A 22824-nucleotide genomic window follows, 5' to 3' on the forward strand; every position below is an offset into this window, starting at 1 on the left:
AAGGCATCCCGAACCGAAAAAGAGTCGGGATGCCCTAATCTATCTACACAAACTCCGTGCCTCGTTCTTTGGCGTCGGCCACAAAGTTTTTCACTTTCTGTTCTTCTTCTTTCCGGCAGATCATCAATACGTTATCGTACTCGGCCACGATATACCCATCCAGACCATTCACAACAACCAGCCGATCTTTGGGTGTTTTGATAATGCAATTGCGTGTGTCGTAGAGAATAATGTGACCGTCGATGACATTCAAATCCTCGTTTTTATCCGACACTTCATAAAGCGACTTCCACGTGCCAAGATCCGACCAGCCGAATTCGCTTAGTACTACGTAGACATTTTTCGCTTTCTCCATCACGCCATTATCGATGGAAATGCTTTTGGTAAGCGAATACGCTTTATCAACAAAGGCTTTTTCTTCGGGCGTGTAATAAGCGTCTTTACCTTCGGCAAAAATTTCGGCCACTTCCGGTAAATACTGTTCAAAGGCCCGAATAACCGTCTTCACATTCCAGACGAAAATACCCGCGTTCCACACAAACTCACCACTGTCGAGAAACTGCTGTGCCAGTTCAAGATGAGGCTTTTCCGTAAAAGTTTTTACTTTTAACGGACGTTGCCCAGTACCTTCTGGAATATACTGGATATACCCGTAACCCGTATCAGGTCGGCTGGGCTGAATGCCTAACGTAACCAGAATGTCATCGGTTTGGGTAGCTGCGAGCGCCGTCTGGATGGTCCGCTGAAACTCTTCTTCCTTCAGAATGATATGGTCGGCCGGGGCTACTACGATATTTGCCTGCGGATCACGCTGGGCAATTTTATAGCAGGCGTAGGCAATGCAGGGGGCGGTATTTCGCGCAATAGGCTCACAAAGTACCTGATCGTCGGATAGTTGCGGAAGTTGTTCCTGACAGAGATCCTTGTAAAGCGAACTGGTAACGATATAAATATTTTCGGGTGGGCAAATGCCTTTGAAACGATCTGCGGTTTGTTGTAGAAGTGTTCGGCCAGTGCCGAGAACGTCGTGAAATTGCTTGGGGTAGCTGGTGCGGCTGAAAGGCCAGAACCGGGTTCCGACTCCTCCTGCCATAATAACCACATATGTATTATTCATTTATACGTCGATAATTTTCACAAAGTTAACTGATTTGTGAGGTACGAGTTATGAATTACGATTTAACGGAGTAGCGAAAGTCTGCTACGTATCCGATCTGCAAGCTCAAGTCAACCGGATACGTAGTACAGAACCGTTAGTACTCGCCACCCACGGCACGTAGCAGCGCTATCGAAAATTGTGCTTCCTGACTGCGAAGCTGTACTAACTGCTGCTCAGCTGTGAGAATGGTACGTTGGGCGTCGAGTACTTCCAGATACGTAGCAAGTCCCCGAACATAAAGTTCTCGGTTGTATTGTTCCGTACGACGAGCTAACGCCAACGTTTGGCCCTGTAAATCAATTTGCTGACGTAGCAGTGTGAGGTTATCCAAAGCTGTTTCGGCTTCCCGTTGCGCCACTTGCAACGCCTGTAGATACGTCTGCTGACTGGATTGCGCTAACTGTTTCGAAAGAGCGATGTTCTGCCGGGCACGATGACCTTCATACAATGGGACGGACGCGTTGACACCCAACAGATACGTAGCACTTCCGGGCGTAAACCATTGCCCGATACGTCCGGCCAGAAGACCGCCTGAACCCACAATATTGATACGAGGCTGTGTACTGGCCTGCTGAACGGTTATCTGCGCCGAAGCAATCTGATTTTGCCGACTAAACTGCACTAAGTCGGGCCGTTGCTGTACTTGTTCAACCGATATACTATTGTAGGAATAAGCCGGAATTTGGGCGGGTAAAGCACCTGTCGGAATCGAAAACTGACCTAAATCCTGTGCACAAAGTTGCGCGAGGCTATTGACCAACTCGATACGTGCGCGTTCGAGCCCTTTCAAGGTTACCTGCAAGCCTGCATAGTCGGTTTCGGCACGTTGAACATCAATCTGATTGATTAAACCAATTCGAAAACGCTCGCGAAGAATCGACAACGTAGTATCGCGGGATTGAATATTACGCCGGAAAACAGCCTGTTCACTATCGTTTCCGCGAATAAGCAGATACGTCCGGGCAATATCAGAGGCCAGCGTGAGACGGAACGCCTGATAATCGGCCTGACTTGCCTGCACCTGCAAATCGGCTACAGCAATTGTACTCCGAATTCGTTTAAACAGATCGACTTCATAACTCGCGTCAATTGGTAGAAGCTGGAATGTATTTAACTGGAAACGAGGTAATTGATCGGGTGCGTTCGGAATCGTAAGTGGTCGATGTTCCGACAAACTCTGCGTTGTGATAAGTGCCGAACTCCGAAGCGATGGCGACAGAAATGATTGCGCTACTTTTACCCGAATCCGAGCTTCTTCCAGTCGGCTTATTGCTGCTTTTAAGTTCGGACTGTTATCAAGGCCAAGCTGAATGAGTGATTCCAGCAAGGGATCGTTAAACCGCTGAAAACCGCTGAGCGTCAGTGCTGGCACTGCACCGTTTGGCGTAATAATCGTTGCCGACGATGGCGACTGAACCGATACTGGTTGAGAATTTGCATTTTGGGGTTGAACGGTTCCCGGCGCTACTGGCGAACTGGCTCCCGGTTGAATGGTAACAGCACCAGCGGGCGGATTAACGGGCGTAGTTTGAGCCTGTGCTACACAACTAAACAAAAAAATGCCCAAACTATAAACAAAAGATTTCATCATTGACGTGCTACATTTTTTTCGGCCATGGGTTTCCGCAGCCTAACTTTCTGGCCATCGCGCAGACGGTCGTTTGGATTTGTTACTACGTATTCCTGCCCGGTTAATCCGCTTGAGGCCTCGAGTGTTGTTCCATAATCGCGACCTAACGTAATGGCAACAAATCGAACGCGCTGATCAGCATCAACCACCACCACTTTGGGGCCTTGTGGCGTTATCAGCAAAGCGTTGGCCGGAATCAAAATGGGAGATTTACTGCTGATCATATCGAATTTTACCTGACTATATAAGCCCGATGGTAATTCCTGTTTCGGGTTGGGTATCATTACTTCGGTCAGCAATGTGCGTGAATCGTTACGTAGTGCGCCCGATGTACGAACCACTTTTCCTCTGAATTGCTGATTTTTTAATTCAGGAATAATAACCGTAGCGGGTAAGCCTACTTTAACGTAGCGGAAATACGTTTGCGGTACATCAACGAATACACGTAGTGTTCCTAACTCCGAAATAGTGAACAATGGCAGCCCGGTACCCGGCGATACTAACGTACCATTTTCGGCATTCCGGCTGGTGATGACGCCCGTAAATGGCGCGCGAATCTGCTGTAAGTTTTTCAGCACTTCCAATCGATTCAGGTTTGCCTGAGCAACCACTACCGCCGATTGACGTGTGTCGATGTCCTGCGTAGCGATTGCACCAGGCAATTGTACGCTTTTCAGACGGTCAAGATTAGTTTGGGCCAGTTGCTGGTCGGCTTTGGCGCGGGCAATATCCTGATCAAGCTCAGGTACATCGATAGTGGCCAGTAGTTGCCCCTGTTTTACCTGAGCACCAATATCGACGTACCACCGACGTAAAAAGCCCTGTGTACGAGCATATAAAAAAGTTTGCCGGTATGCTTGTATCTGCCCCGGTAGTAGCAGACCAGTTGTATCAGACGCATTTTTCAACGGAACCGCATTGACAATCGGTTCCCGATTTTTTTCTACCTCGGCCGATTTTTGCAATTCCTCTTTATTGCGAAGGCGCGGCAGAACCCCGAAAAACACAAAAGCGCCAATCAGCACCAAGAGGGGAATAACAATTCGTAACAGTTTCATATAGATTTAATTCAAGGCTTCAATCATAATCACAGCGTCTTTGTTGAGCGGTCCATAGAGATGTGGAAACAATTCATTATTGGTCGACTCTTCGTACTTCAATTCGTGGGTAAGCTTATCGGTATCTACGTGTAGCAACAACAAATTTGGCACGTTTTTATAATAACGACTCAACGTTTGTTCCACCTGCTGTTTCTGCGATAGGTGAATAAATCCTTCCGTCTGCAAACTAGTGGCTTCGTAAGTTGGCTGGTCTGTAAATGCGAGCCAGTTTGCTTCTGGAACAATATGATAAATAATACTCATGCGTTAAGAATGTATAATGGAGCTATTGTGGAGTTTGTTATTCTACATTTTTTCATTGCCCTGACGAGCCAGATAGCTGAACACCACCGGAACAAACAACAACGTAGTGAACGTAGCCATTAGTAAACCGCCAATTACGGCACGGCCCAGTGGCGCGTTTTGCTCTCCGCCTTCTCCCAACCCCAGCGACATCGGTAACATCCCGATAATCATGGCAATAGCCGTCATCAGAATCGGCCGCAGACGAGTACGTCCAGCTTCGAGCGCAGCTTCATAAGCGTTGTTTTTCACCTCGGGTAAATGGTCTTTAGCAAAACTAACTAGCAGAATACTATTCGCAGTTGCTACGCCTACGCTCATAATGGCACCCATCAGCGACGGAATGCTGAACGTAGTACCCGTCAGAAAAAGCATCCAGACCATGCCGCACAAAGCGCCCGGTAACGCTGTAATGATAATAAACGGGTAACGGAACGACTGGAAATTGACCACCATAAGCAGGTAAACGAACAAAGCCGCAAACACAATTCCCAGCCCAAGCCGATTGAACGCACTCTCCATGCTTTCGACCTGCCCGCGTATGGAAATGGTGTTTCCGGGTTTCAGTTGCGTTTTATATTCCGCCGTCAGTTTATCAAGTGCTTTGGCAATTGACCCTAAATCTGTTTTCTCGACAGAAGCATACACGTCGTAAGTTGGTTGCGTATTAACCCGATTGATAATGACCGGTGCTACAGTACGTCGAACCGTTGTAATGTTATTTAGCAAGTGCGGGGTAGCCTGCTGGCCCGGTGCCAGCGGTGTTCGAAGCAGTTTATCGTATGAATCGAGCTTGTAGGGTGGAGTCTGAACGGCGATGATATAAGGAAAACCAGTGTTCGGGTCTGGCCAGAAATTGGGTCGAGTTTGACCAGTGCCACTCAGTGAAATATTCAGATTGGTTGCGACTCGTTGCTCCGTCAGTCCAAATTGACTGGCCCGTTCGCGGTCAACATCCAGAAATATTTCGGGCGCATCCAGAACCTGATGCAAATGCACATCGACTAATCCCGGAATCTGGGTCATTTTTTCCTGCATTTCACGAGCTAGCTTGAGGTTATTTGCCCGGTCGAAACCCGAAACCTGAATATCGATAGTAGATGTTAGACCGAAGTTTAGAATCTGGCTTACAATATCGGCGGGTAAGAAAAAGAAGGTAATATCAGGCATTTCTTCGCGTAGCCGTTCACGTAGCGCCCGTACATACGTATCGGTAGCTTGCTCACGTTCTTCGCTGAGCGAAATAAGCAACTCGGCATCAGCCGAACTAGCCGTCGCATTATCGGAGAAAAAGAAATTGTATCGTTCTGACGTCAGGCCGATATTGCTGATAACTGAACCAATGGCTTCTTCAGGAATAACTTCCCGAACAATCTCAGACGTTTTTGCCGAAATCTGCTCCGTGGCTTCCAGTCGAGTACCTGCCGGAGCGCGAAGGTGAAGTCGAATCTGGCCCGCGTCGACTTGCGGAAAGAAATCACGACCAACGAAAGGCAAGAGCACCAGTGTAAACGCTACAACCGCTACAAATATTCCCAGAACAGGTTTTCGATGGTTTAGCACCCACTCGAGTGCACCCATATACCGTTCCTGAAAACGTTCGAAACGGGCGTTAAATCGGTCGTGCAAACCTGCTTTTGGTTGCGAACGTGGCGCTGGTGGAGCAAAGCGGGGAGCGGCCGGGAGTTCGTGATTGACCGTTTCTGTATGAACTACGTGTTGTTCGTGACTTTCTCTAGTATGTCCTTTCTCGTTACGTAGCATTAGATCGGCCAATGCCGGAACCAACGTTCGTGATAGTACGTATGATGCCAGCATAGCAAATACAACAGCCTGTGCCAGAGGGCCAAACAGAAAACGGGCTGGGCCTTCCAAAAAAAGCACAGATGTAAATACAATGCAGATGGTGAGCGTCGAAACGAGTGTAGGCGTAGCAATTTGCTGCGCTCCTTCCAGAATCGCCTGACGTAGCGGCAAGCCCAGTTCTTCGTTTCGGTGAATATTTTCGATGGTTACTGTAGCATCATCAACCAGAATACCAATGGCCAGTGCCAGTCCGCCTAATGTTTCGATATTCAGCGTCTCGCCCAGCAAATAGAGCGCAATCAGCGAAGAAAGAATCGATAATGGAATCGAAATGGCCACAATGAGCGTACTACGCCAACTTCCCAGAAACAATAGAATCAAAGCTGCCGTTAGCAATGCGGCAATCAGCCCTTCTACCAAAACACCTTTGATCGATGCTCGAACAAACAACGACTGATCGAATAGTGCTTCGACGCGTAGATTGGATGGGGCAGCGGCACGGATTGTAGGAAGAATCTGATTCTTAATCTTATCGACAATTTCGGTGGTCGATGCGTTTCCAGTTTTCACAATCCGCATCAACGCTCCCCGGCTGCCGTCCTGTTTGACGATATTAGTTTGTACGGCGGCACCATCGTGAACATTTGCTACGTCGCGCATGTGCACGATTGTGCCATTCACAACCTTAACCGGAATATCATTCAACGTAGTGATCACATCGGGTTTTGAGTTAAGCCGGATGTTATATTCTCGATCTTCGATACGTAGTGAACCACCGGGTAAAGTCAGGTTTTGCGCGGCTACGGCGTTGAGTACTTCTTCAGGCGTTACGTTATAGGCAATTAATTGGTCGGGTTCCAGATCAACAGCAATCTGTCTGCTTTTGCCTCCAAATGCTTGTGAAAGCCGACTCCCCTGTACGGTCGAAATCTGTGGACGCACGCGCGTTTGGGCATAGTCGGTAATCTGCGGTTCCGTCAAACTATCCGACGAAAGACCTAACTGGAGCACTGGTACGTCGGTTGCGTTATAGCGAACAATCAGAGGTGGTTGCGTACCGGGCGGCATCCTGACCAGAATGGTCTGCGAAATGGCAGTTACCTGCGCAATGGCTTCCTCAATTTTTACGGTTGGCTGAAAAAAGATTTTCAGTACGGCGGTACCATTATACGTTTGCGATTCAACCCGTTGAATATCACTGACGTTATTGATAAGCGAGGTTTCGGAGAAGTTGGTGATCATTTTCTCCATCTCATTGGTCGACAGGCCGCTATAACCCCAAATGACCGATACAACCGGAATATTGATACGTGGAAAAATATCGGTTGGCATTTGTGTAACAGCCAATCCACCCATAATCATAATGAGGAGAGCCATTACGGCAATCGTATATTTTTTTTCAAGCGCTAAACGAACTATCCACATAATACAGGCTGAATGGCAGAGTAGATAGTGAAAACTGCGGAAGTACTACTACTCAGGAAAAGGTAGCAACATGAGTATAATTGAACAAAAACAAGCTATAAAGCCCTGTTCAGTCTCCTTACTCGTTTACCGTCAGGCAATTTAGTTGTATTTTTCTAAAAACTGTCGCCGTGGAATTGGCTTATTCCAAGAAGTTGTTGCGTTGTGGATTTTAGCAGAACAGACATCTGGTTAGTTCCCTACATAAAGAAAACACCCCTCACCAAAAAATTTGATGAGGGGTGTCTATTAATAAACCCTATACTATCAATCCACCTACTTTCTAATCAGACGGCTGGCGACACGTTTGCCACCTGCTTCCAATACACAGAGATACGAACCCGACGGTAAATCTGCTGCCCGCCATTCTACGTCATACTGACCTGCCGATTGGAATTTGTTGTCGACTAATCGTCCAACAACTTTACCTTCCGTCGTAGTAACATACAAGTTTGTATAGGCGTTGTCGGCCAGCTTATAGCTAATGTTAGTCCGTTCGATAAACGGGTTTGGATACCCAATTATCGCTAACAACGCGTTATCACCTTCTTTGAAAGTAGATTTAACAGCACCTGTATGAGCCGTGAAAACTGCACCGGGCCGAGCTTCGAAACCAGGGGTAAGTACAACCGACTTGCCTGCCTTGTATTCAACCTGCTGACTGCTCGAAACAATGTTGCTAGCAACTAGCGATACGTTGGCCTGTTCAAGGGATTTAGCATAATACGTTGCCCCCAGCGAGCGAACAGGTTCCTCGTCCTGAGCAAAAGCCAGCGAACCCGAGAGACAGAGGAACATGAAAAGAGTTACTTTTTTCATGATTACTTCCGTTTAGCTTTGAGGGAACGAATCTCTTTTTTCATCTGCTGATTTTCTTTCTTCAGATCAATCATATAAAGCGTCAGCTCTTCGATTTTTTCCAGCAGTTTAGCGTCCATTTTACCAACATCGATACCGTTTTCGGCTACTTCAGAAGCAGAAGGCACACCTGGCAGATGTTTGTTTTGTTGGATGAACCGATCTACTTCGTTTAAGCTACGTAGTTTGTAGTCTTTCGCAAAAACATAGTCAGCCCATTCGCTACTGTTTTTAACAGCAACTTTAACTTTCTCAGTCAGAATACCTTTGCTCACAAACAGGTTATAATCAGATGATGTTTTGGTAACACCACTTCCGATAATTACACCTTCATTGCTTGTATTTTGTGCAAAACCGTTTTTGGTTTCCCAAAGACCTACTCCCTCACGACCGCCTAAGATACCTCCCAGAAGACCTGTCAGGTTTATGCCGATTCCTTGTAGAATCACATTACCATTGTCATCTACGGTTAATACTTTGACAACTGGGTTCGCCAGACCAATCGACAGACTAAGAACACTTGAGTTTCTGGTTAAGTTGGTGAAGCGCAAACCTGATGCGTTGGCTGTTCCTGCTGTAATTTCCAGCTTGTTATTTGGGGCTGTATTACCAATACCAACATTCACCTGATTGTTACCTAAAATCATGGCGTTGGAAGCGGTTACCGAGGCCTGATAACCAATAGCTGTTGCATTGGTGAGGTTACCACTCCCTGGTGGGTTGGTGGCAGCTGTACCAATGAACGTGTTGCGAGAGCCAGTTGTATTATTAATGCCGGCATAACGTCCGATGGACGTATTCTCAAGACCGGTTGTACTATTGTATCCAGAACCGTCGCCAATGGCAGTATTTCCTGTTCCTGTTGAATTTCCATTACCAGCTCCATTACCAATGAACAGGTTATATTCACCACTAGTATTGTTCGGTCCTGCCTGTTGACCGATAAACATGTTACCAGTTCCTGTTGTGTTGTTGAAACCAGCTTCACTACCGATAAATACGTTAGATCGACCTATAGTATTAGAGAAACCGCTTTTAAAACCTACGAATGTATTATTACCACCCGTATTATTTGTAGCACCTGACTGGTAGCCTATAAATGTATTGTTAGCAGCGCTAACTGTTGACTTCCCTGCCTGACCGCCAATCATCGTATTGTAGGAGCTGCCGGTTGAAAGCAGTGGTCCAACACCTATACCAATGAGCGTGTTGTAGGTTCCGGGAGCTGCAGCCGCAGGTGAGGTTGCGATGTAATTGTTTTGAGCTAATGCTCCCGTTGTCAATAGTGCCAGCACTGCAGGCAGTACTTTAGACTTTGAGGTTGAGTAAATTGAAAACATAAGTTTTAATTGTTTAAAATGGTAACATTTGTTTGACTTCGATTCAAATGTATAAATAAATAATTCCCAAAAAAGCTTTTAGTGTGAAATTTTATTGTATGTTTTTCGTTGTTTCGATGGCTTTTTTGTACTTAAATAGGGCGTTATGTTACCGTAAATGGATTGAGAGCTATCTGATATAATTATTTCTTTATTATATTATTTGTAAACACCAAAATTTGATAGAGAAATTACCAGATTTTTTTACTTTTCTGAGAATCAAGCCGGGTCTGGCTAACAGGTGAGAGAGGGAAAATGGCTATAAATTCATTGGCGAGAAATTCTGTCGTAATTTTGTCGACACAACAAAATTTGATTTACTATGCCAAAGGCACAAATGAACACCGACAAAGGCACAATGCTCATCGAATTCTTCGAGAAAGATGCTCCTAAAGCGGTCGATAACTTTATTTCGCTTTCTAAAAAAGGATTCTACGATGGCATTACGTTCCACCGGGTTATTCCCAACTTTATGATTCAGGGAGGAGATCCAACGGGCACAGGAGCGGGTGGCCCTGGTTATACTATTGATTGTGAATTAACGGGCGAAAACCAATACCATGATCGGGGTGTCTTGTCGATGGCGCATCGGGGACGTAACACGGGTGGCTCACAATTCTTTATCTGCCATAACCGTCAAAACACACAGCATCTGGATCGTAATCACACCGTTTTCGGAAAAGTTGTTGAAGGTTTAGATGTGATTGACCAGATTCGTCAGGGTGACAAAATCAATAGTATTACTATTATAGAAGAGTAAGTGTAACGTAGCATAAAGCTCCGATTCCGTAAACTACAGAAAAGTCTGCAACTTTACAGAATCGGAGCTTTGTGCTACGTATAGCTTGGTGTTTTGTTCGAAAGTAGACCAACAACAGCAAGTATCACCGCTAACATTGCTCCTACACCCGCAATGATTTTTATGTCGCCATGATCCACCTGTTTTAAGGCAATAGCTACGTATGCCCAGGTAAAAACCAATATATAAGCCACACTACGATAGCGATTGAAAAGTATAGCACCTACGGTGAGCCCAACTACCAATACGCTTATAGCCCACGTTTCTTCCGATATTCCCATCATATTGAAGCCGGAAGCTTTCAGGTAAACTGCTACGTTCAAAATTGTAGCTACAGTAAGCCAGCCGAAATAAATCGAAAATGGAATTCGGGCGAGCCAGGTTTCGGCAGGTATTACCCTCATTTCAGGAAGAGAAGCGTCTTGGTTTGCCGAAATCAATGAAGTATTTGTACGGGCCAGCAGCCGTTGTTCAATAATGGCTAGTGAAAATAACATTGCCAGAATGACGACCAGCGCTAGATCGATACGTTCATTATTGAATAATGGGCTCCAGATAGCGTTGCATATTGCATTCAAAACAACCCACCACCCAACTGCCCGGAAGCGCGGATTCGCTTGTTGGCTGGGCAGAGCCTGATAGACAGCAAAAGCGAGTAATCCCAGAAAAATAAGCCCCCAGATTGAAAAGGCGTATCCGGCTGGAGTGATCAACGTAGGGTATTTGCCTGAAATATCAGCGTTGGTTGTTCCGCCAAAGAAACCGGCGTTCGATAAATAATTCGTCGTAATCATGGCGACAATACTGATTACGACTGCGATTTGACGAAGCTTGTCAGTCTTCATAAACACAAAACCCGTTGATTGATAGACGTATCAACCAACGGGTTTGCGTGAATGTTTCCGGTCTGTTACAACTCCAGAATTTTGAACTCTGTCCGGCGGTTTCGCTGGTGTTCTTCTTCGGTTTTAGCGTTTTTGATAATCAGCACCGTTTCGCCGTAACCTTTAAAGGTCATTCTATCGGCTGCAATTCCCTTTGAGACAATATATTCAACCGCCGATTTCGCTCTATTCTGCGACAATTTCTGGTTATAGTTATCGCTGGCGCGCGTATCCGTGTGCGAGCCTAATTCGATTTTTAATGTCGGATTGTCTTGCAGAATCGCTACTAGTTTATCGAGCTCAATAGCTGCATCCGGGCGAATGTTGTACTTATCGAGGTCATAATAAATGTTTTCGAGTACAAACGTTTTGTTGAGCGTAGCTTTGTCGAGCAGGATTGGCACGTTAAACGTAGTATCGGTTTGTAGCTTGGTCAGGAAAATCTGCGGAATACTTTTGCCCTGCATCGTAAATGATTCACGACGGGTTAGATAACCTTTCCGCTGAACCAAAATCGTGTAATCCTTACCTTCTTCGAGCGGATATTTTCCGAATATACCGGGCTTATCGGTTACTACTTCGGCAATAGGTTGGCTGGTTGCATCGTCCAGAATACGTACCTGAGCTGAGTCGAGGGGAGCTACGGGTGTTTCATTGGCCGAAACCGTTCCGGCAATGAAATAACGTACCGTTTTAGGGGAATTACTGTTCGGGTCATTAGGTGGATTTTGCGCAACGGTTGGTGTTTCAGGAGTTATGCCTTCCTGGAAATAATAAATATCGTCATCACCTTTACCACCGGAGCGGTTCGAGGCCAGAAAGCCCTTGGTAGGTTCGGTATAAATCAAACCAAAATCATCGGCTGGTGAATTGATTGGCTGGCCCATGTTTTCTACCCGCGTAACACCGCCCGAACGAGTCGCTACAAAAACATCAAGCTTGCCCAAGCCGGGATGACCATCCGAAGCAAAATAAAGTTTCGCATTGGCTCCTACATGTGGAAACATCTCATCGCCAGGCGTATTAATATCACGGCCCATATTGACCGGACGGCTAAACCGACCTGATGCGTCGATACTCGTACGATAGAGATCAATGCCACCCGCTCCACCAGCGCGGTTCGAAGCAAAATAGAGCGTTTTTCCATCGCCCGAAAAAGCCGGTGAGCCGTCCCATGCCGTCGAATCACTGATAGGTAGACGTAGCGGCTGACTCCAGACATTACCATCACCTAATCGGCTGATATACAAATCAACATCAAGCCCACCTTTACGTTTTCCATTGTTTCCACGAGCAAAAACCATCGTTTTGCCATCCTTTGTGAAAGCAGGCGTACCCTCATTTACATCGCCCTGAAATACATTCGTACTAAATGGTTCAGGCGCTGGCGACGTACCAGTTTCGTCGGGGTTCTGATTGAGCTTGGTTTTATACAAACCCAACATCGGGAGACCGTTATTTTTGTATTGCTGGTCTTTTCTCGACGCTGTAAAAACCAATTCCTCTCCTCGTATAACCGGCGCAAATTCGGAGCCTGTTGAATTCAGGTTGCTCATATTCTTGAGCGTGATGAGCGATTGGTTCTTTGAAATGATGTCGATAGCCTTCAGGGTTTCCACCTCACGTTTGGCTTTGTCGAGCAATGTTTTCGCTGTGGTTTTAGGCGCATTCGCTACGTATTGCTGAAGCTGTCCGAGCGCAGCCGCATAATTTCCCTGCGATTTGAGTGCATAAGCGTAATTCAGACGCGCATCCGGCTCGGTTGTATTGGCCTCAATGGCTTTTTGATAGAACGGAACGGCTTCGCCAAAGCGGTTCGACAGTCGGTACGACTCGGCTGTATAGTAGTTTAATCGGGCAGGGTCGAGGCTTCCTTTGGCTGCTTTCTGGAACTGAGTCAGCGCTAGATTATATTCACCTGCATCGAAATGACGGACGCCTTTTTTATACGCCTGCATGGCCGAATTGCAGCCTCCGAGACCGAAAGCCAGACTCAACGCTACCAGCAGTACCGACAACGTATTGATTTTCATAGAGATTATTGAGCAGAAAGATTTCCGCGCCCAAGATAACGGAAATTTGAGCGGGTATTACTTCTAACGAATAGAATCGCCCAAATATTGAAACGTAACGCGGACATTCTGTCTGCATCGCGAAAAAGAATAACAGCTTTTCAGGATGCAGACAAAATGCCCGCGTTATTGAGTTACTTATTGCCGTTTACTAGGCTACTTCTTCAGCATACGCTTCGGTTGGTACACAGGCACAAACCAGATTGCGGTCGCCATAAGCCGAATCTACCCGACTTACACTTGGCCAGAATTTACGGGCTCGAACCTGTGGTAACGGATAAGCTGCTTTTTCGCGGCTATACGGACGGCTCCAGTTATCGTTAATAACCACTGATGCCGTGTGTGGTGCGTGTTTTAATACGTTGCTGGCCCGGTCGGCAGTGCCAGTTTCGATTTCACGAATTTCGTTACGTATCGAAATCATTGCATCGCAGAACCGGTCGAGTTCGGCTTTCGATTCCGACTCGGTTGGCTCGATCATCAACGTACCAGCTACTGGGAACGAAACCGTTGGCGCGTGGAAACCATAATCCATCAAACGCTTGGCAATATCCTCCACTTCGACACCCGATGTTGATTTGAACGGTCGGCAGTCGATAATCATCTCGTGGGCACAACGACCGTTTGTGCCCGTATACAACGTATCAAAATGGCCTTCCAGCCGCGCTTTGATGTAGTTTGCATTCAGGATAGCGCGCTTGGTTGCGTTCGTTAATCCCTGCCCACCCATCATAGCAATATAAGCGTAGGAAATGGTTAGAATGCTGGCCGAGCCAAAAGGCGCAGCCGAAATCAACAGGCTGGTGCCTTCGGCCGACGAGGTTGGATTGGCTTTCTGAATCGCCGGAACCTGCGTCGGTAAGAACGGAACCAGCTGAGGAGCAACGCCAATCGGACCCATGCCGGGGCCACCGCCACCGTGAGGAATACAGAATGTTTTGTGCAGGTTGAGGTGGCAGACATCGGCACCAATCGAAGCGGGCGAAGTCAGGCCAACTTGTGCGTTCATATTAGCCCCGTCCATATACACCTGGCCGCCATGCTCGTGGATGGTAGCACAGATTTCTTTTATACTTTCCTCAAACACACCGTGCGTAGATGGGTAGGTTACCATCAGACACGACAGTTCGTTGCTGTATTGTTCGGCTTTCGCTTTCAGGTCTGCTACGTCGATGTTACCGCGTTCATCGCACTTAACGATAACAACTTTCATGCCCGCCATAACCGCGCTGGCGGGGTTCGTTCCGTGCGCCGATTGCGGAATCAATGATACGTTCCGGTGAATGTCGCCCCGGCTTTCGTGGTAGGCACGTATCACCATCAGACCGGCGTATTCGCCCTGCGCTCCCGAATTAGGTTGCAATGACATGGCCGAAAAGCCGGTGATTTCGCACAGCCAATCGTTGAGATCACTGAAAAGCTGCTGATAACCCAGCGTCTGATCTTTTGGCGCAAACGGATGCAGTTTACCAAACTCGGGCCACGTAACAGGAATCATTTCGGCAGTGGCATTGAGCTTCATTGTACAGCTACCCAGCGAAATCATCGAATGAACCAGTGACAGGTCTTTTTCTTCGAGCGATTTCAAGTAACGTAGCATCTCGTGTTCCGTATGATGCGTGTTGAACACAGGGTGCGTCAGGTACTCCGATTTCCTAACGAGCGATTCTGACCAGTTGGTTTCAAGATCCTTGAGTATCGCGTCCATATCTGCTTTCACACCGAAAACCGTCAGCAATTCGGTTACGTCATGTAATGTCTTCGCTTCGTCGAACGATACACTGACGTGTTCACCATCAGGCAGATAACGCAGATTGATCTGAGCCGCCCGCGCCGATTTGCGTAATGATTCCACGTCATCTACACGAACTGTAACTGTATCAAAATATTGTTGCGTACTGACTTCATGAGCGCACCAGCGTAGTGCTGTGGCAAATGCTTTTGTGAGTGCGTGAACTTGTTCAGCAATAGCGCGAAGCCGCTTCGGACCGTGATAAACGGCGTAGCTACTCGCCATAACGGCCAGTAAAACCTGTGCTGTACAAATGTTTGAGGTTGCTTTCTCCCGACGGATGTGCTGCTCGCGCGTTTGAAGCGCCATCCGAAGAGCAGGTTTGCCTTCTGCATCCTGCGAAACGCCAATGATCCGACCTGGAATTTGCCGCTTGAAGGCATCGCGTGTTGCAAAATAGCCCGCGTGTGGGCCACCGTAACCCATAGGAACGCCAAACCGTTGGGCCGAACCAACCACTACGTCGGCACCCATCTCACCCGGTGAGGTGAGGAGTGTTAAAGCAAGCAGGTCGGCGGCAACCGCTACTGTAATACCGAGTTCGTGAGCCGCAACAATTAGATCGGTATAATCGAATACAGCACCATCGGATGCAGGATATTGGAGCAATACCCCGAAAATATCGTTATTGGTCAGATCAACACTCTGATGATCGCCAACTACTACGTTAATATTCAGTGGGATAGCTCGTGTGATTACTACGTCGATAGTTTGCGGATGGCAACGATCCGATACAAAAAACGTAGTAGCGGCTTTCTTCGTAGCCGGACGTAGCGCATACAGCATATGCATGGCTTCGGCGGCTGCAGTAGCTTCATCAAGTAGCGAAGCATTCGCCAGATCCATACCCGTCAGTTCTGAAACGACCGTCTGAAAATTCAGCAGAGCCTCAAGACGACCCTGAGCAATTTCAGCCTGATAAGGCGTATAGGCTGTATACCAAGCCGGATTTTCGAGAATGTTACGTAGGATAACGTTTGGCGTAATCGTATCGTAATAACCTGTACCTATGTATGACTTGAAAACTTTATTCTGACCTGCCAGCTTTTTGAAATCTGTCAGAAACTGCATTTCTGATTTCGGAGCTGGTAGATCAAGCACATTAGAAAGTCGGATAGCTTCTGGAACCGTCTGCTCAATAAGTTGATCGATAGATTCGACACCAATCGTTTTGAGCATATCGGCCTGAGCCGCATCGGTTTGACCGTGGTGACGGTCTTCAAATAGGTCTGTCTGCTGAAGAGTCAATTTCATGCCTGGGAAACCCGCGTGTTCGTTTGGATGGAAACCCAAATTTACGCCAAAATGAAGTAATGATTGCGTAAAAAGCTTCAGACATTTCGTTACGTGTACTATTTGTTCAAAAATGGCCCTATTTTTGATGAGAGTCAGCCAAATAGCCTTTGTATTATGAAGTGCCGTATTTGCGACTGCGAAACCTCTATCTTGTTTCAGACTAAGGTTCTGAACAAATATATGGTTGACTACCATGAATGCCCGAACTGTGAGTTTGTTCAGACAGAAACGCCCTATTGGTTAGACGAAGCGTATAGTAACGCATTTACATCGACCGATACCGGCACACTACAGCGAACGCTAATATTGGGCAAATCGGCGGCTGCGCTGGCTTTTTTTGCCTTCGACCGCCACGGCCGATTTGTGGATTATGCGGGCGGATATGGTACATTAGCCCGTTATATGCGCGATATTGGCTTCGATTATTATAGTACCGATTTATACGCTACCAATTTTATGGCACGCGGATTCGATGCGGAACCGGGTAAGTACGCGATGGCAACGGCCTTCGAATGCTTCGAACATTTTGTTAATCCGGGCGAGGAGCTTGAAAAAATACTGGCTTATAGTGATTCTATTTTTTTTACGACACAACCCTGCCCTAATCCAGCACCACGCGTAAAGGACTGGTGGTATTATGCGCCCCATCATGGGCAACATATTTCCCTATATCGCCCCAAATCTCTCGAATATCTGGGTAAGCAATATGGCCTTCATTATTATAATCTGCTAAACTACCATCTGTTCACCAAGCATGAAATGTCGCCTTTATTGTTTAAGACGTTGGTTATTGCCGGAAGATTAGGGTTAGTTTCGCTTGTTCGATTATTGATGAAAAGTCGAACACTCTCCGATGCGGCTCTGCTGGAAAAAAAATCACCAGTTTATTCCTCTGTTTACTAACCTACTATGAAAAGTTATCAGGATTATGCCCGTTCGTCTGTATCAATGTCGACAGATGAGCGGTTTCAGCAGCAGCTACGCCAGTTATTTGCCCAAAATCGGATTGATTATATCGTTGAAACTGGCACTTGGTTGGGTACGGGTTCAACCAGAACCATTGCGAAAGCCGTTGGTGAAAATTATAAGCCTAAAGCGTATTATACAATCGAAGGAAATTTGACGTTTCATACCCTTGCGCGATTTAACCTTCGTCACTGGGATTTTGTGAAACCGCTTTGGGGTGATACCGTAGCGAAAGAAAAAGCGCTTACGTTTATCCGTCAGGACGATGTGCTACGTAACCATGAAAAATATCCTGACGTATTTATTGATACGTTGAACAACCCGGTTCAATTCTATACCGACGAAGTAGAAGGGCGATTGGGAAAAAACCCAGTCATTAATGCCGTCGACTGGTTTGGTAATACGTTCCTGAACCGGAAAGAAGATATTCTTCGCAATCTGCTGCTACGTCACCGCGACGACCGTCCGCTGGTTTTGCTTGATTCGGCTGGTGGCATTGGCTGGCTCGAATACCAGACCGTCCGCGATACGTTGGGAAATCGACCTTACTGGCTCATTCTGGACGATATTCATCACTTAAAGCACTTTCGTTCGTTGGCCGATGTGCAGGAACGTAGTGATTTCCGGATGATTGATTACAGTTTGCCCGACGGCTGGATGATTGCCGAACATCTGGCGAGCTAAGTTGTGTTTATTATTACATCAAACGATTTTACTACGTATTATTTGCTGCACTTGTCCGATAACTCGCTCAACGGTAATTTCTGTTAGCGAAAACGGTGATTCCGGGTTGAAATTGGGGGCTATTGCCTGAAGATTCTCACGGCGCTGTTCTACGTATTCAGGATAAAGATGAACAATCTGTTCATGCAACGGAGCCGAATACGGATGCCAGCGCACCAGCGATTTCCCTTGCGAAATAACGATGGTTGGCGTTTGGGTCGAAGCGGCTAAATGAACCACACCCGTTTCATTGGCAATCAGCAGATCGGCTTTCCCTAGCACATAAATCAACTCAGCAATCGATAGCTTTCCTGTTAAGTTTATGATACGTTCTGACTCTGGTATGTAGGTTAGAAAATCGTTGGCATAAATGGCCTCATTCGGTGCACCCGTCAGCAGAATGTGCTGTTCAGGATAAGCTTCCAAAATGGCGGAGGCCACCTCCGCAAACCGGCTCGCGGGCCATACCCGAAAATCCTGCCCAGCCCCCAACGATAAAACGATAGCACGATCTGGCATTGGAACGGGTTTGGCATATTTAGCTTCCAGTACGGGCGATGTAAGGTTAACGGGTTCATTTAGAAACCCTTCTACGAGCTGTCTGTTACGTTCCAGTTCAAACAAAAGACCGTCTGCCGAAGGAATCAGGCGTGTATACAGTTGATTGCCAAACCAGGCTTCCCAGCGTTTGATATTCACAAAATCGGTCAGGCAACCCACTCGTTCGGGAGCACCCGTGGCATTAGCCAGAAAATCGTCGAGCACTAAAACTCGGCTGTAGGTCGGGCAAAAGACGCTGGAAAAGCCAAGCCGACGAAGCTGGCGCACAAACTTGAATCGGTAAACGGGCTGTGTGCTAAGCTGATAAATATCCGTCCAGATAAACGTATCAATAATGTCGTGATCGAACGTTTCTGCTACAGTTTTTATGGCTGTGTTACCACAGAGGGTGATGGCATAATCTTTGTACCGTGACGACTGGCGGATAGCTCGTAAATAAGGCCGAAACAGTAAGTAATCGCCCAATACGTCGATACGTAGTATAAGGAGCGTATTCGGTTTCGGGCTGACCGAACCGGCTGCTACGATGGCGAGCTTATCGGTAAGGTATAAGACAAGATCAATAAGCCCTAATACAGGTGCTAAGAAGGGCGATGTTTTTAACAGCCTGATGATATTTTTTAACGACATATAGCTTCTGGATAAACTATTGTTGGTGTAGCTTGCAGTTTGTATACATATCTGTACACTACACCAGTTAGACTAACCCATTGTATTTTCTACTGTGAAATCGAAACCCAAAAATAAGCCAACAGGCCAACCGGTAAAAGCAAACGTTCAGGTACCTGCAAAAGCCGCTTCGGTCGGTCAATCAGTCAATCCAACGCCGGTGGCACCTCCGAAAGAAAGAAAGCCTATCAAATTTCCTCCAGCGGCTCAATACGCGCTCATAGGTTTGCTAACATTGCTGATATTGTTTCCGGCCTATAGGTATTATCAGGCTGTATTTGGCAATGCAGTTAACGTGCCATTTGAAGACGATTTCGATAGCGCACTAGCGTTTATGAGCAATTATCTTCATAAAACGCCCTCATTCATTGGGAAGATACAACGTATTTTTTCGCAACATAACGAACACCGGATTGTACTGGACCGGCTGGCTTTTATCATCGATTACACATTTACAGGGAAAGTCAATTTCCGGCATTTGATTTTATTCGGTAATTTCTCTCTGCTTCTGGTTCTAGGCTTATTGTATCTGTCGTCTTTCAAGGGATTAACAACAATACAAAAACTGGCTTATTTTCTACCCGTTCCGTTTCTGCTGTTTCAGATGCACTTCTGGGAGCTTACCGTTTGGGGAATGGCCTCTATTCAGAACTTGTATATTGTGGCTTTTGCGCTGCTGAGTTTTTATGCGCTCAGTAGGCGGGAGGAACGTAACACTTGGTTTTGGGTGGCCGTTGCGAGCGGTGTTGTTGCTACGTTTACCAGTGGTAACGGTATCTTTGTGTTCATTATCGGTGTGCCCGTTTTATTGCTCCAGAAAGCGTATCGACCGCTAATTATTTGGGCAGGAATAGGTGTTGTTACGGCTGGACTTTATTTCTGGGGATACGCCAAACCGGGGCATCATCCGCCCATTTTCGAAACGCTGACAAAAACGCCCGGCCAGTTCTTCGATTATTTCTTTACGTTGACTGGCTCTGATTTTGCGGAAGAAACTACATGGCCAGTACGTGCTGGTAAATGGATGCTGGCTCTTTTTGTTGGTTTGCTGGTCTGGAAAACGACCAAAAAGCAATTGACGAGTAACGTAGCGATTCTTGCCCTGCTGTGTTTCATGTATTTGACCTGTCTATCGGTAACAATGGCCCGATCTGGTTTTGGTATTCAACAGGCACTTAGCCCACGGTATGGTATTCTGCCGGTAATGCTGTTGATTAGCCTCTATATTACGAGTCTGGAAACTGTTAAACATCGTATTATACAACCTATACTGGCTGGTTTAGGGCTTATTCTGGCCATTTATCTCTGCCAATATTCTTACAAACAAAACTTCCCAAAAGTAGAAGATAGAACGGCGTTACTGGAATATGGAAGTGCTCTTTACAATGAAAACAAAGCCAATTTGATTTTGTATCGGTCTGATAATGGTGAGGCAAAAGCTATTTTTCAGGACGCGCTTCAAAAAGGAATTTATCAGGTTCCGTCCATTACGCTGGCCGATTTAAGCAGCAAACCTCGCTCGGTAGATGGTAATTTTACGGCTACGAACGACGTAACGGCGCAGGCACAGCCTTATATGACAAAAGACTTTTTGGTGCTTTATCAGGCCTGGGCGTTTATGAATGGAATTGAGTCGGCAGATACGCAAATAGAAGTCATCGCCAAATCGGCACAGAATAGTTACGCCTTCGGTACCAGTCGGCATATTCGATATGATATTGTTAATCAGTACCAATCGATGCAATACGTTCATGCCGGTTTTTCGAGTGTGATTCGTAAAGCCGACCTGAAATCCGGCCAATACACCCTCTGGATTCACTTGACCAACAAAAGCGCGAACTCGTATTTCCCGCTAAGCGGTACGTTCGATATTTAAGCTGTGCTACGTCCTGAAAAATTAAATCTTTTTGGGACGTAGTAACTTATAAAAAGGCCGCATGAGTGCGTCCAGGAGACGTCCTAACGTGCCGCCAGCCAACTGCTCAAAGGGTAAAGTCAGTAAGCTGCCTTCAACTAACGTAGCGTCTGTAACCTGTCTGAATGATTGAACCGTCTGGTGACGTAATCGGATTGCTTTTCGATTCCTGTATAAGTATGCGTAGGTACGGAAACGTTGCTTCAGATAGGCCAGACCACGTAGCGCGAAAACCCACATCAACAACTCGGTGAGCAACAGAGCCGGGAGAAGTTTTAGTAACGTAGCACGTCGGAACGTAGTGAGAAAGGTGAGAAGTCTGTTACGTTCGAGGTAATAAAATTTAGCTGGTGAGAAGCCGAGTTTGTAGTAATGCGTAATAACGGCTTGGGCATCACAAAGCAGTGGATACCCAGCTAATCGGGCACGTAGCGACAGCTCGGTATCCTCGAAATACATAAAGTACGTCTCATCGAAACCGCCAATCTGATCCAAGATTGCTTTTGGCGTTACTAATGCCGCTCCCGAAAGTAGTGGAATCGATTCTATTTGCTGGTATTTGTCAGCAGGTTGATTCAGTCCCCGACACGTAGTGATTCCGGTATAATGCATCTGATTGCCGCAGGCATTTATGGTGCCGTCTGGGTTCAGAAGTTTCGGAGTAATTAAAGCCGTTGGATTTGCTTTGGCAGTACGTAGCAATTGACCAAGAGAACCCGCCCAGAGTTCTGTATCGGGATTCAAAAATAGAATCCACTTGCCTTTAGCAAATTTCAAACCCAGATTATTACCACCCGCATAGCCTGTATTGGCCGGATTTCGGATAAACTGAATCTGTGGGTAAGCATACGGAAGGGTGGAGGCAACGCCATCATTGCCGTGATTGTCGACAACAATGACTTCAAATGGATCGGTAAACTGTTGGGAAAATAATGTCGGCAGACAGCGGGTTAAATCAGTCAGACTGTTATACGAAACGATGATGATACTCAGTACGACAGCAGATTCAGAAGAAGCGTTTTCCACTGGATTCGTTATTTCTCATGCACCTCATGCACCGGGAGAGCTGCATCGGTTTCAGTTGCTGGCAGACTTGACCGTATATCGCTTAGTTCTTTTTTCATCATGGCCATTTCCTGACTCAGATTCTTGATCTGATTCTGCAATTTCGAGTTTACAACCGACAAGTGAACCAGAAAAACAATGATGGCGAAAATGGCCGCCAAAAAAATTAGTGACGGCGGGTAATAAACCCCCAGCATGAGCGAAATTTCTTCTAAACCCTTGCGCCAGATAGAAAAGACGATCAGAATAATGGTGCAGAGAATCCAGATGATCGAGTATTCTTCGCGAAGGCGTCCCCGAATAATCAGTCGGAAAATCATTACCATAAAGAGCGACGCTCCCAGTAGGCTGATGATCTGAATAGTAATAGATAATGAGGCCAT

Annotated in this window: 17 protein-coding genes; 4 read left to right on the plus strand and 13 right to left on the minus strand. The window is 46.5% G+C overall.

Going from position 1 to position 22824, the window contains the following annotated elements:
• Nucleotides 1–43: 43 nt before the first annotated feature.
• The 7 genes from ACYVD4_RS29895 to ACYVD4_RS29925 all read right to left on the minus strand — a co-directional run bounded on the left by ACYVD4_RS29895 (nt 44) and on the right by ACYVD4_RS29925 (nt 9660).
• Nucleotides 44–1117 (minus strand): mannose-1-phosphate guanylyltransferase, encoded by a 1074-nt coding sequence (locus ACYVD4_RS29895; RefSeq protein WP_460951878.1) that lies wholly within the window; start codon nt 1115–1117, stop codon nt 44–46.
• A 136-nt stretch (nt 1118–1253) separates the two neighbouring features.
• On the minus strand, nt 1254–2747 hold the full coding sequence (locus ACYVD4_RS29900; protein ID WP_460952159.1) for an efflux transporter outer membrane subunit: 1494 nt from the start codon (nt 2745–2747) through the stop codon (nt 1254–1256).
• Nucleotides 2747–3847, minus strand: coding sequence for an efflux RND transporter periplasmic adaptor subunit (locus ACYVD4_RS29905; protein ID WP_460951880.1), 1101 nt, complete (start codon nt 3845–3847; stop codon nt 2747–2749). Before ACYVD4_RS29905 ends, ACYVD4_RS29900 begins: the two co-directional genes overlap by 1 nt.
• Before the next feature lie 6 nt (nt 3848–3853).
• Nucleotides 3854–4153, minus strand: a complete 300-nt coding sequence (locus tag ACYVD4_RS29910) for a DUF952 domain-containing protein (protein ID WP_460951882.1) — start codon at nt 4151–4153, stop codon at nt 3854–3856.
• A gap of 42 nt (nt 4154–4195) precedes the next feature.
• Entirely contained in the window at nt 4196–7423 is a 3228-nt protein-coding gene (locus ACYVD4_RS29915) for an efflux RND transporter permease subunit (protein WP_460951884.1), read from the minus strand.
• A 315-nt stretch (nt 7424–7738) separates the two neighbouring features.
• Complete coding sequence (locus tag ACYVD4_RS29920) at nt 7739–8281, minus strand: 3-coathanger stack domain-containing protein (protein WP_460951886.1); 543 nt, start codon at nt 8279–8281, stop codon at nt 7739–7741.
• Between the two features lie 2 nt (nt 8282–8283).
• Nucleotides 8284–9660 (minus strand): hypothetical protein, encoded by a 1377-nt coding sequence (locus ACYVD4_RS29925; protein ID WP_460951888.1) that lies wholly within the window; start codon nt 9658–9660, stop codon nt 8284–8286.
• A 361-nt stretch (nt 9661–10021) separates the two neighbouring features.
• Between ACYVD4_RS29925 and ACYVD4_RS29930 the strand changes: the two genes are divergently transcribed.
• Nucleotides 10022–10459 (plus strand): peptidylprolyl isomerase, encoded by a 438-nt coding sequence (locus tag ACYVD4_RS29930; RefSeq protein ID WP_460951890.1) that lies wholly within the window; start codon nt 10022–10024, stop codon nt 10457–10459.
• 74 nt (nt 10460–10533) lie between these two features.
• Here the strand turns inward: ACYVD4_RS29930 and ACYVD4_RS29935 are convergent, their stop codons facing one another.
• The 3 genes from ACYVD4_RS29935 to gcvP form a co-directional block, all read right to left on the minus strand.
• Complete coding sequence (locus ACYVD4_RS29935; protein ID WP_460951892.1) at nt 10534–11343, minus strand: tryptophan-rich sensory protein; 810 nt, start codon at nt 11341–11343, stop codon at nt 10534–10536.
• A 65-nt stretch (nt 11344–11408) separates the two neighbouring features.
• Nucleotides 11409–13415: an OmpA family protein gene (locus ACYVD4_RS29940; RefSeq protein WP_460951894.1), complete on the minus strand. Its 2007-nt coding sequence runs from the start codon at nt 13413–13415 to the stop codon at nt 11409–11411.
• Between the two features lie 190 nt (nt 13416–13605).
• Nucleotides 13606–16500: an aminomethyl-transferring glycine dehydrogenase gene (gene gcvP, locus ACYVD4_RS29945; RefSeq protein WP_460951896.1), complete on the minus strand. Its 2895-nt coding sequence runs from the start codon at nt 16498–16500 to the stop codon at nt 13606–13608.
• 222 nt (nt 16501–16722) lie between these two features.
• Between gcvP and ACYVD4_RS29950 the strand changes: the two genes are divergently transcribed.
• Both ACYVD4_RS29950 and ACYVD4_RS29955 read left to right on the plus strand, forming a co-directional pair.
• Nucleotides 16723–17445 carry a class I SAM-dependent methyltransferase gene (locus ACYVD4_RS29950; RefSeq protein WP_460951897.1) on the plus strand — a complete coding sequence of 241 codons (723 nt, stop codon included), beginning with the start codon at nt 16723–16725 and terminating at the stop codon, nt 17443–17445.
• 6 nt (nt 17446–17451) lie between these two features.
• Nucleotides 17452–18192 carry a hypothetical protein gene (locus ACYVD4_RS29955; RefSeq protein ID WP_460951899.1) on the plus strand — a complete coding sequence of 247 codons (741 nt, stop codon included), beginning with the start codon at nt 17452–17454 and terminating at the stop codon, nt 18190–18192.
• Nucleotides 18193–18210: 18 nt separating this feature from the next.
• Here the strand turns inward: ACYVD4_RS29955 and ACYVD4_RS29960 are convergent, their stop codons facing one another.
• Complete coding sequence (locus tag ACYVD4_RS29960) at nt 18211–19422, minus strand: glycosyltransferase family 9 protein (RefSeq protein WP_460951900.1); 1212 nt, start codon at nt 19420–19422, stop codon at nt 18211–18213.
• A 94-nt stretch (nt 19423–19516) separates the two neighbouring features.
• Between ACYVD4_RS29960 and ACYVD4_RS29965 the strand changes: the two genes are divergently transcribed.
• Nucleotides 19517–21337, plus strand: coding sequence for a hypothetical protein (locus tag ACYVD4_RS29965; RefSeq protein ID WP_460951902.1), 1821 nt, complete (start codon nt 19517–19519; stop codon nt 21335–21337).
• A gap of 21 nt (nt 21338–21358) precedes the next feature.
• Here ACYVD4_RS29965 and ACYVD4_RS29970 read toward each other — a convergent pair whose 3' ends face one another.
• On the minus strand, nt 21359–22402 hold the full coding sequence (locus ACYVD4_RS29970) for a glycosyltransferase family 2 protein (RefSeq protein ID WP_460951903.1): 1044 nt from the start codon (nt 22400–22402) through the stop codon (nt 21359–21361).
• Between the two features lie 8 nt (nt 22403–22410).
• Nucleotides 22411–22824 carry a DUF2304 domain-containing protein gene (locus tag ACYVD4_RS29975; RefSeq protein WP_460951904.1) on the minus strand — a complete coding sequence of 138 codons (414 nt, stop codon included), beginning with the start codon at nt 22822–22824 and terminating at the stop codon, nt 22411–22413.

This window comes from Spirosoma daeguense, assembly GCF_054776875.1.

What these genes read in the sequence shown, in the direction of transcription:
- ACYVD4_RS29930 (WP_460951890.1), top strand. Translation starts at nt 10,022, where the DNA reads ATGCCAAAGGCACAAATGAACACCGACAAAGGCACAATGCTCATCGAA.
- gcvP (WP_460951896.1), bottom strand. Translation starts at nt 16,500, where the DNA reads ATGAAATTGACTCTTCAGCAGACAGACCTATTTGAAGACCGTCACCAC.
- ACYVD4_RS29915 (WP_460951884.1), bottom strand. Translation starts at nt 7,423, where the DNA reads ATGTGGATAGTTCGTTTAGCGCTTGAAAAAAAATATACGATTGCCGTA.
- ACYVD4_RS29900 (WP_460952159.1), bottom strand. Translation starts at nt 2,747, where the DNA reads ATGAAATCTTTTGTTTATAGTTTGGGCATTTTTTTGTTTAGTTGTGTA.
- ACYVD4_RS29960 (WP_460951900.1), bottom strand. Translation starts at nt 19,422, where the DNA reads ATGTCGTTAAAAAATATCATCAGGCTGTTAAAAACATCGCCCTTCTTA.
- ACYVD4_RS29940 (WP_460951894.1), bottom strand. Translation starts at nt 13,415, where the DNA reads ATGAAAATCAATACGTTGTCGGTACTGCTGGTAGCGTTGAGTCTGGCT.
- ACYVD4_RS29975 (WP_460951904.1), bottom strand. Translation starts at nt 22,824, where the DNA reads ATGGCCTCATTATCTATTACTATTCAGATCATCAGCCTACTGGGAGCG.
- ACYVD4_RS29950 (WP_460951897.1), top strand. Translation starts at nt 16,723, where the DNA reads ATGGTTGACTACCATGAATGCCCGAACTGTGAGTTTGTTCAGACAGAA.
- ACYVD4_RS29955 (WP_460951899.1), top strand. Translation starts at nt 17,452, where the DNA reads ATGAAAAGTTATCAGGATTATGCCCGTTCGTCTGTATCAATGTCGACA.
- ACYVD4_RS29920 (WP_460951886.1), bottom strand. Translation starts at nt 8,281, where the DNA reads ATGAAAAAAGTAACTCTTTTCATGTTCCTCTGTCTCTCGGGTTCGCTG.
- ACYVD4_RS29910 (WP_460951882.1), bottom strand. Translation starts at nt 4,153, where the DNA reads ATGAGTATTATTTATCATATTGTTCCAGAAGCAAACTGGCTCGCATTT.
- ACYVD4_RS29935 (WP_460951892.1), bottom strand. Translation starts at nt 11,343, where the DNA reads ATGAAGACTGACAAGCTTCGTCAAATCGCAGTCGTAATCAGTATTGTC.
- ACYVD4_RS29895 (WP_460951878.1), bottom strand. Translation starts at nt 1,117, where the DNA reads ATGAATAATACATATGTGGTTATTATGGCAGGAGGAGTCGGAACCCGG.
- ACYVD4_RS29925 (WP_460951888.1), bottom strand. Translation starts at nt 9,660, where the DNA reads ATGTTTTCAATTTACTCAACCTCAAAGTCTAAAGTACTGCCTGCAGTG.
- ACYVD4_RS29905 (WP_460951880.1), bottom strand. Translation starts at nt 3,847, where the DNA reads ATGAAACTGTTACGAATTGTTATTCCCCTCTTGGTGCTGATTGGCGCT.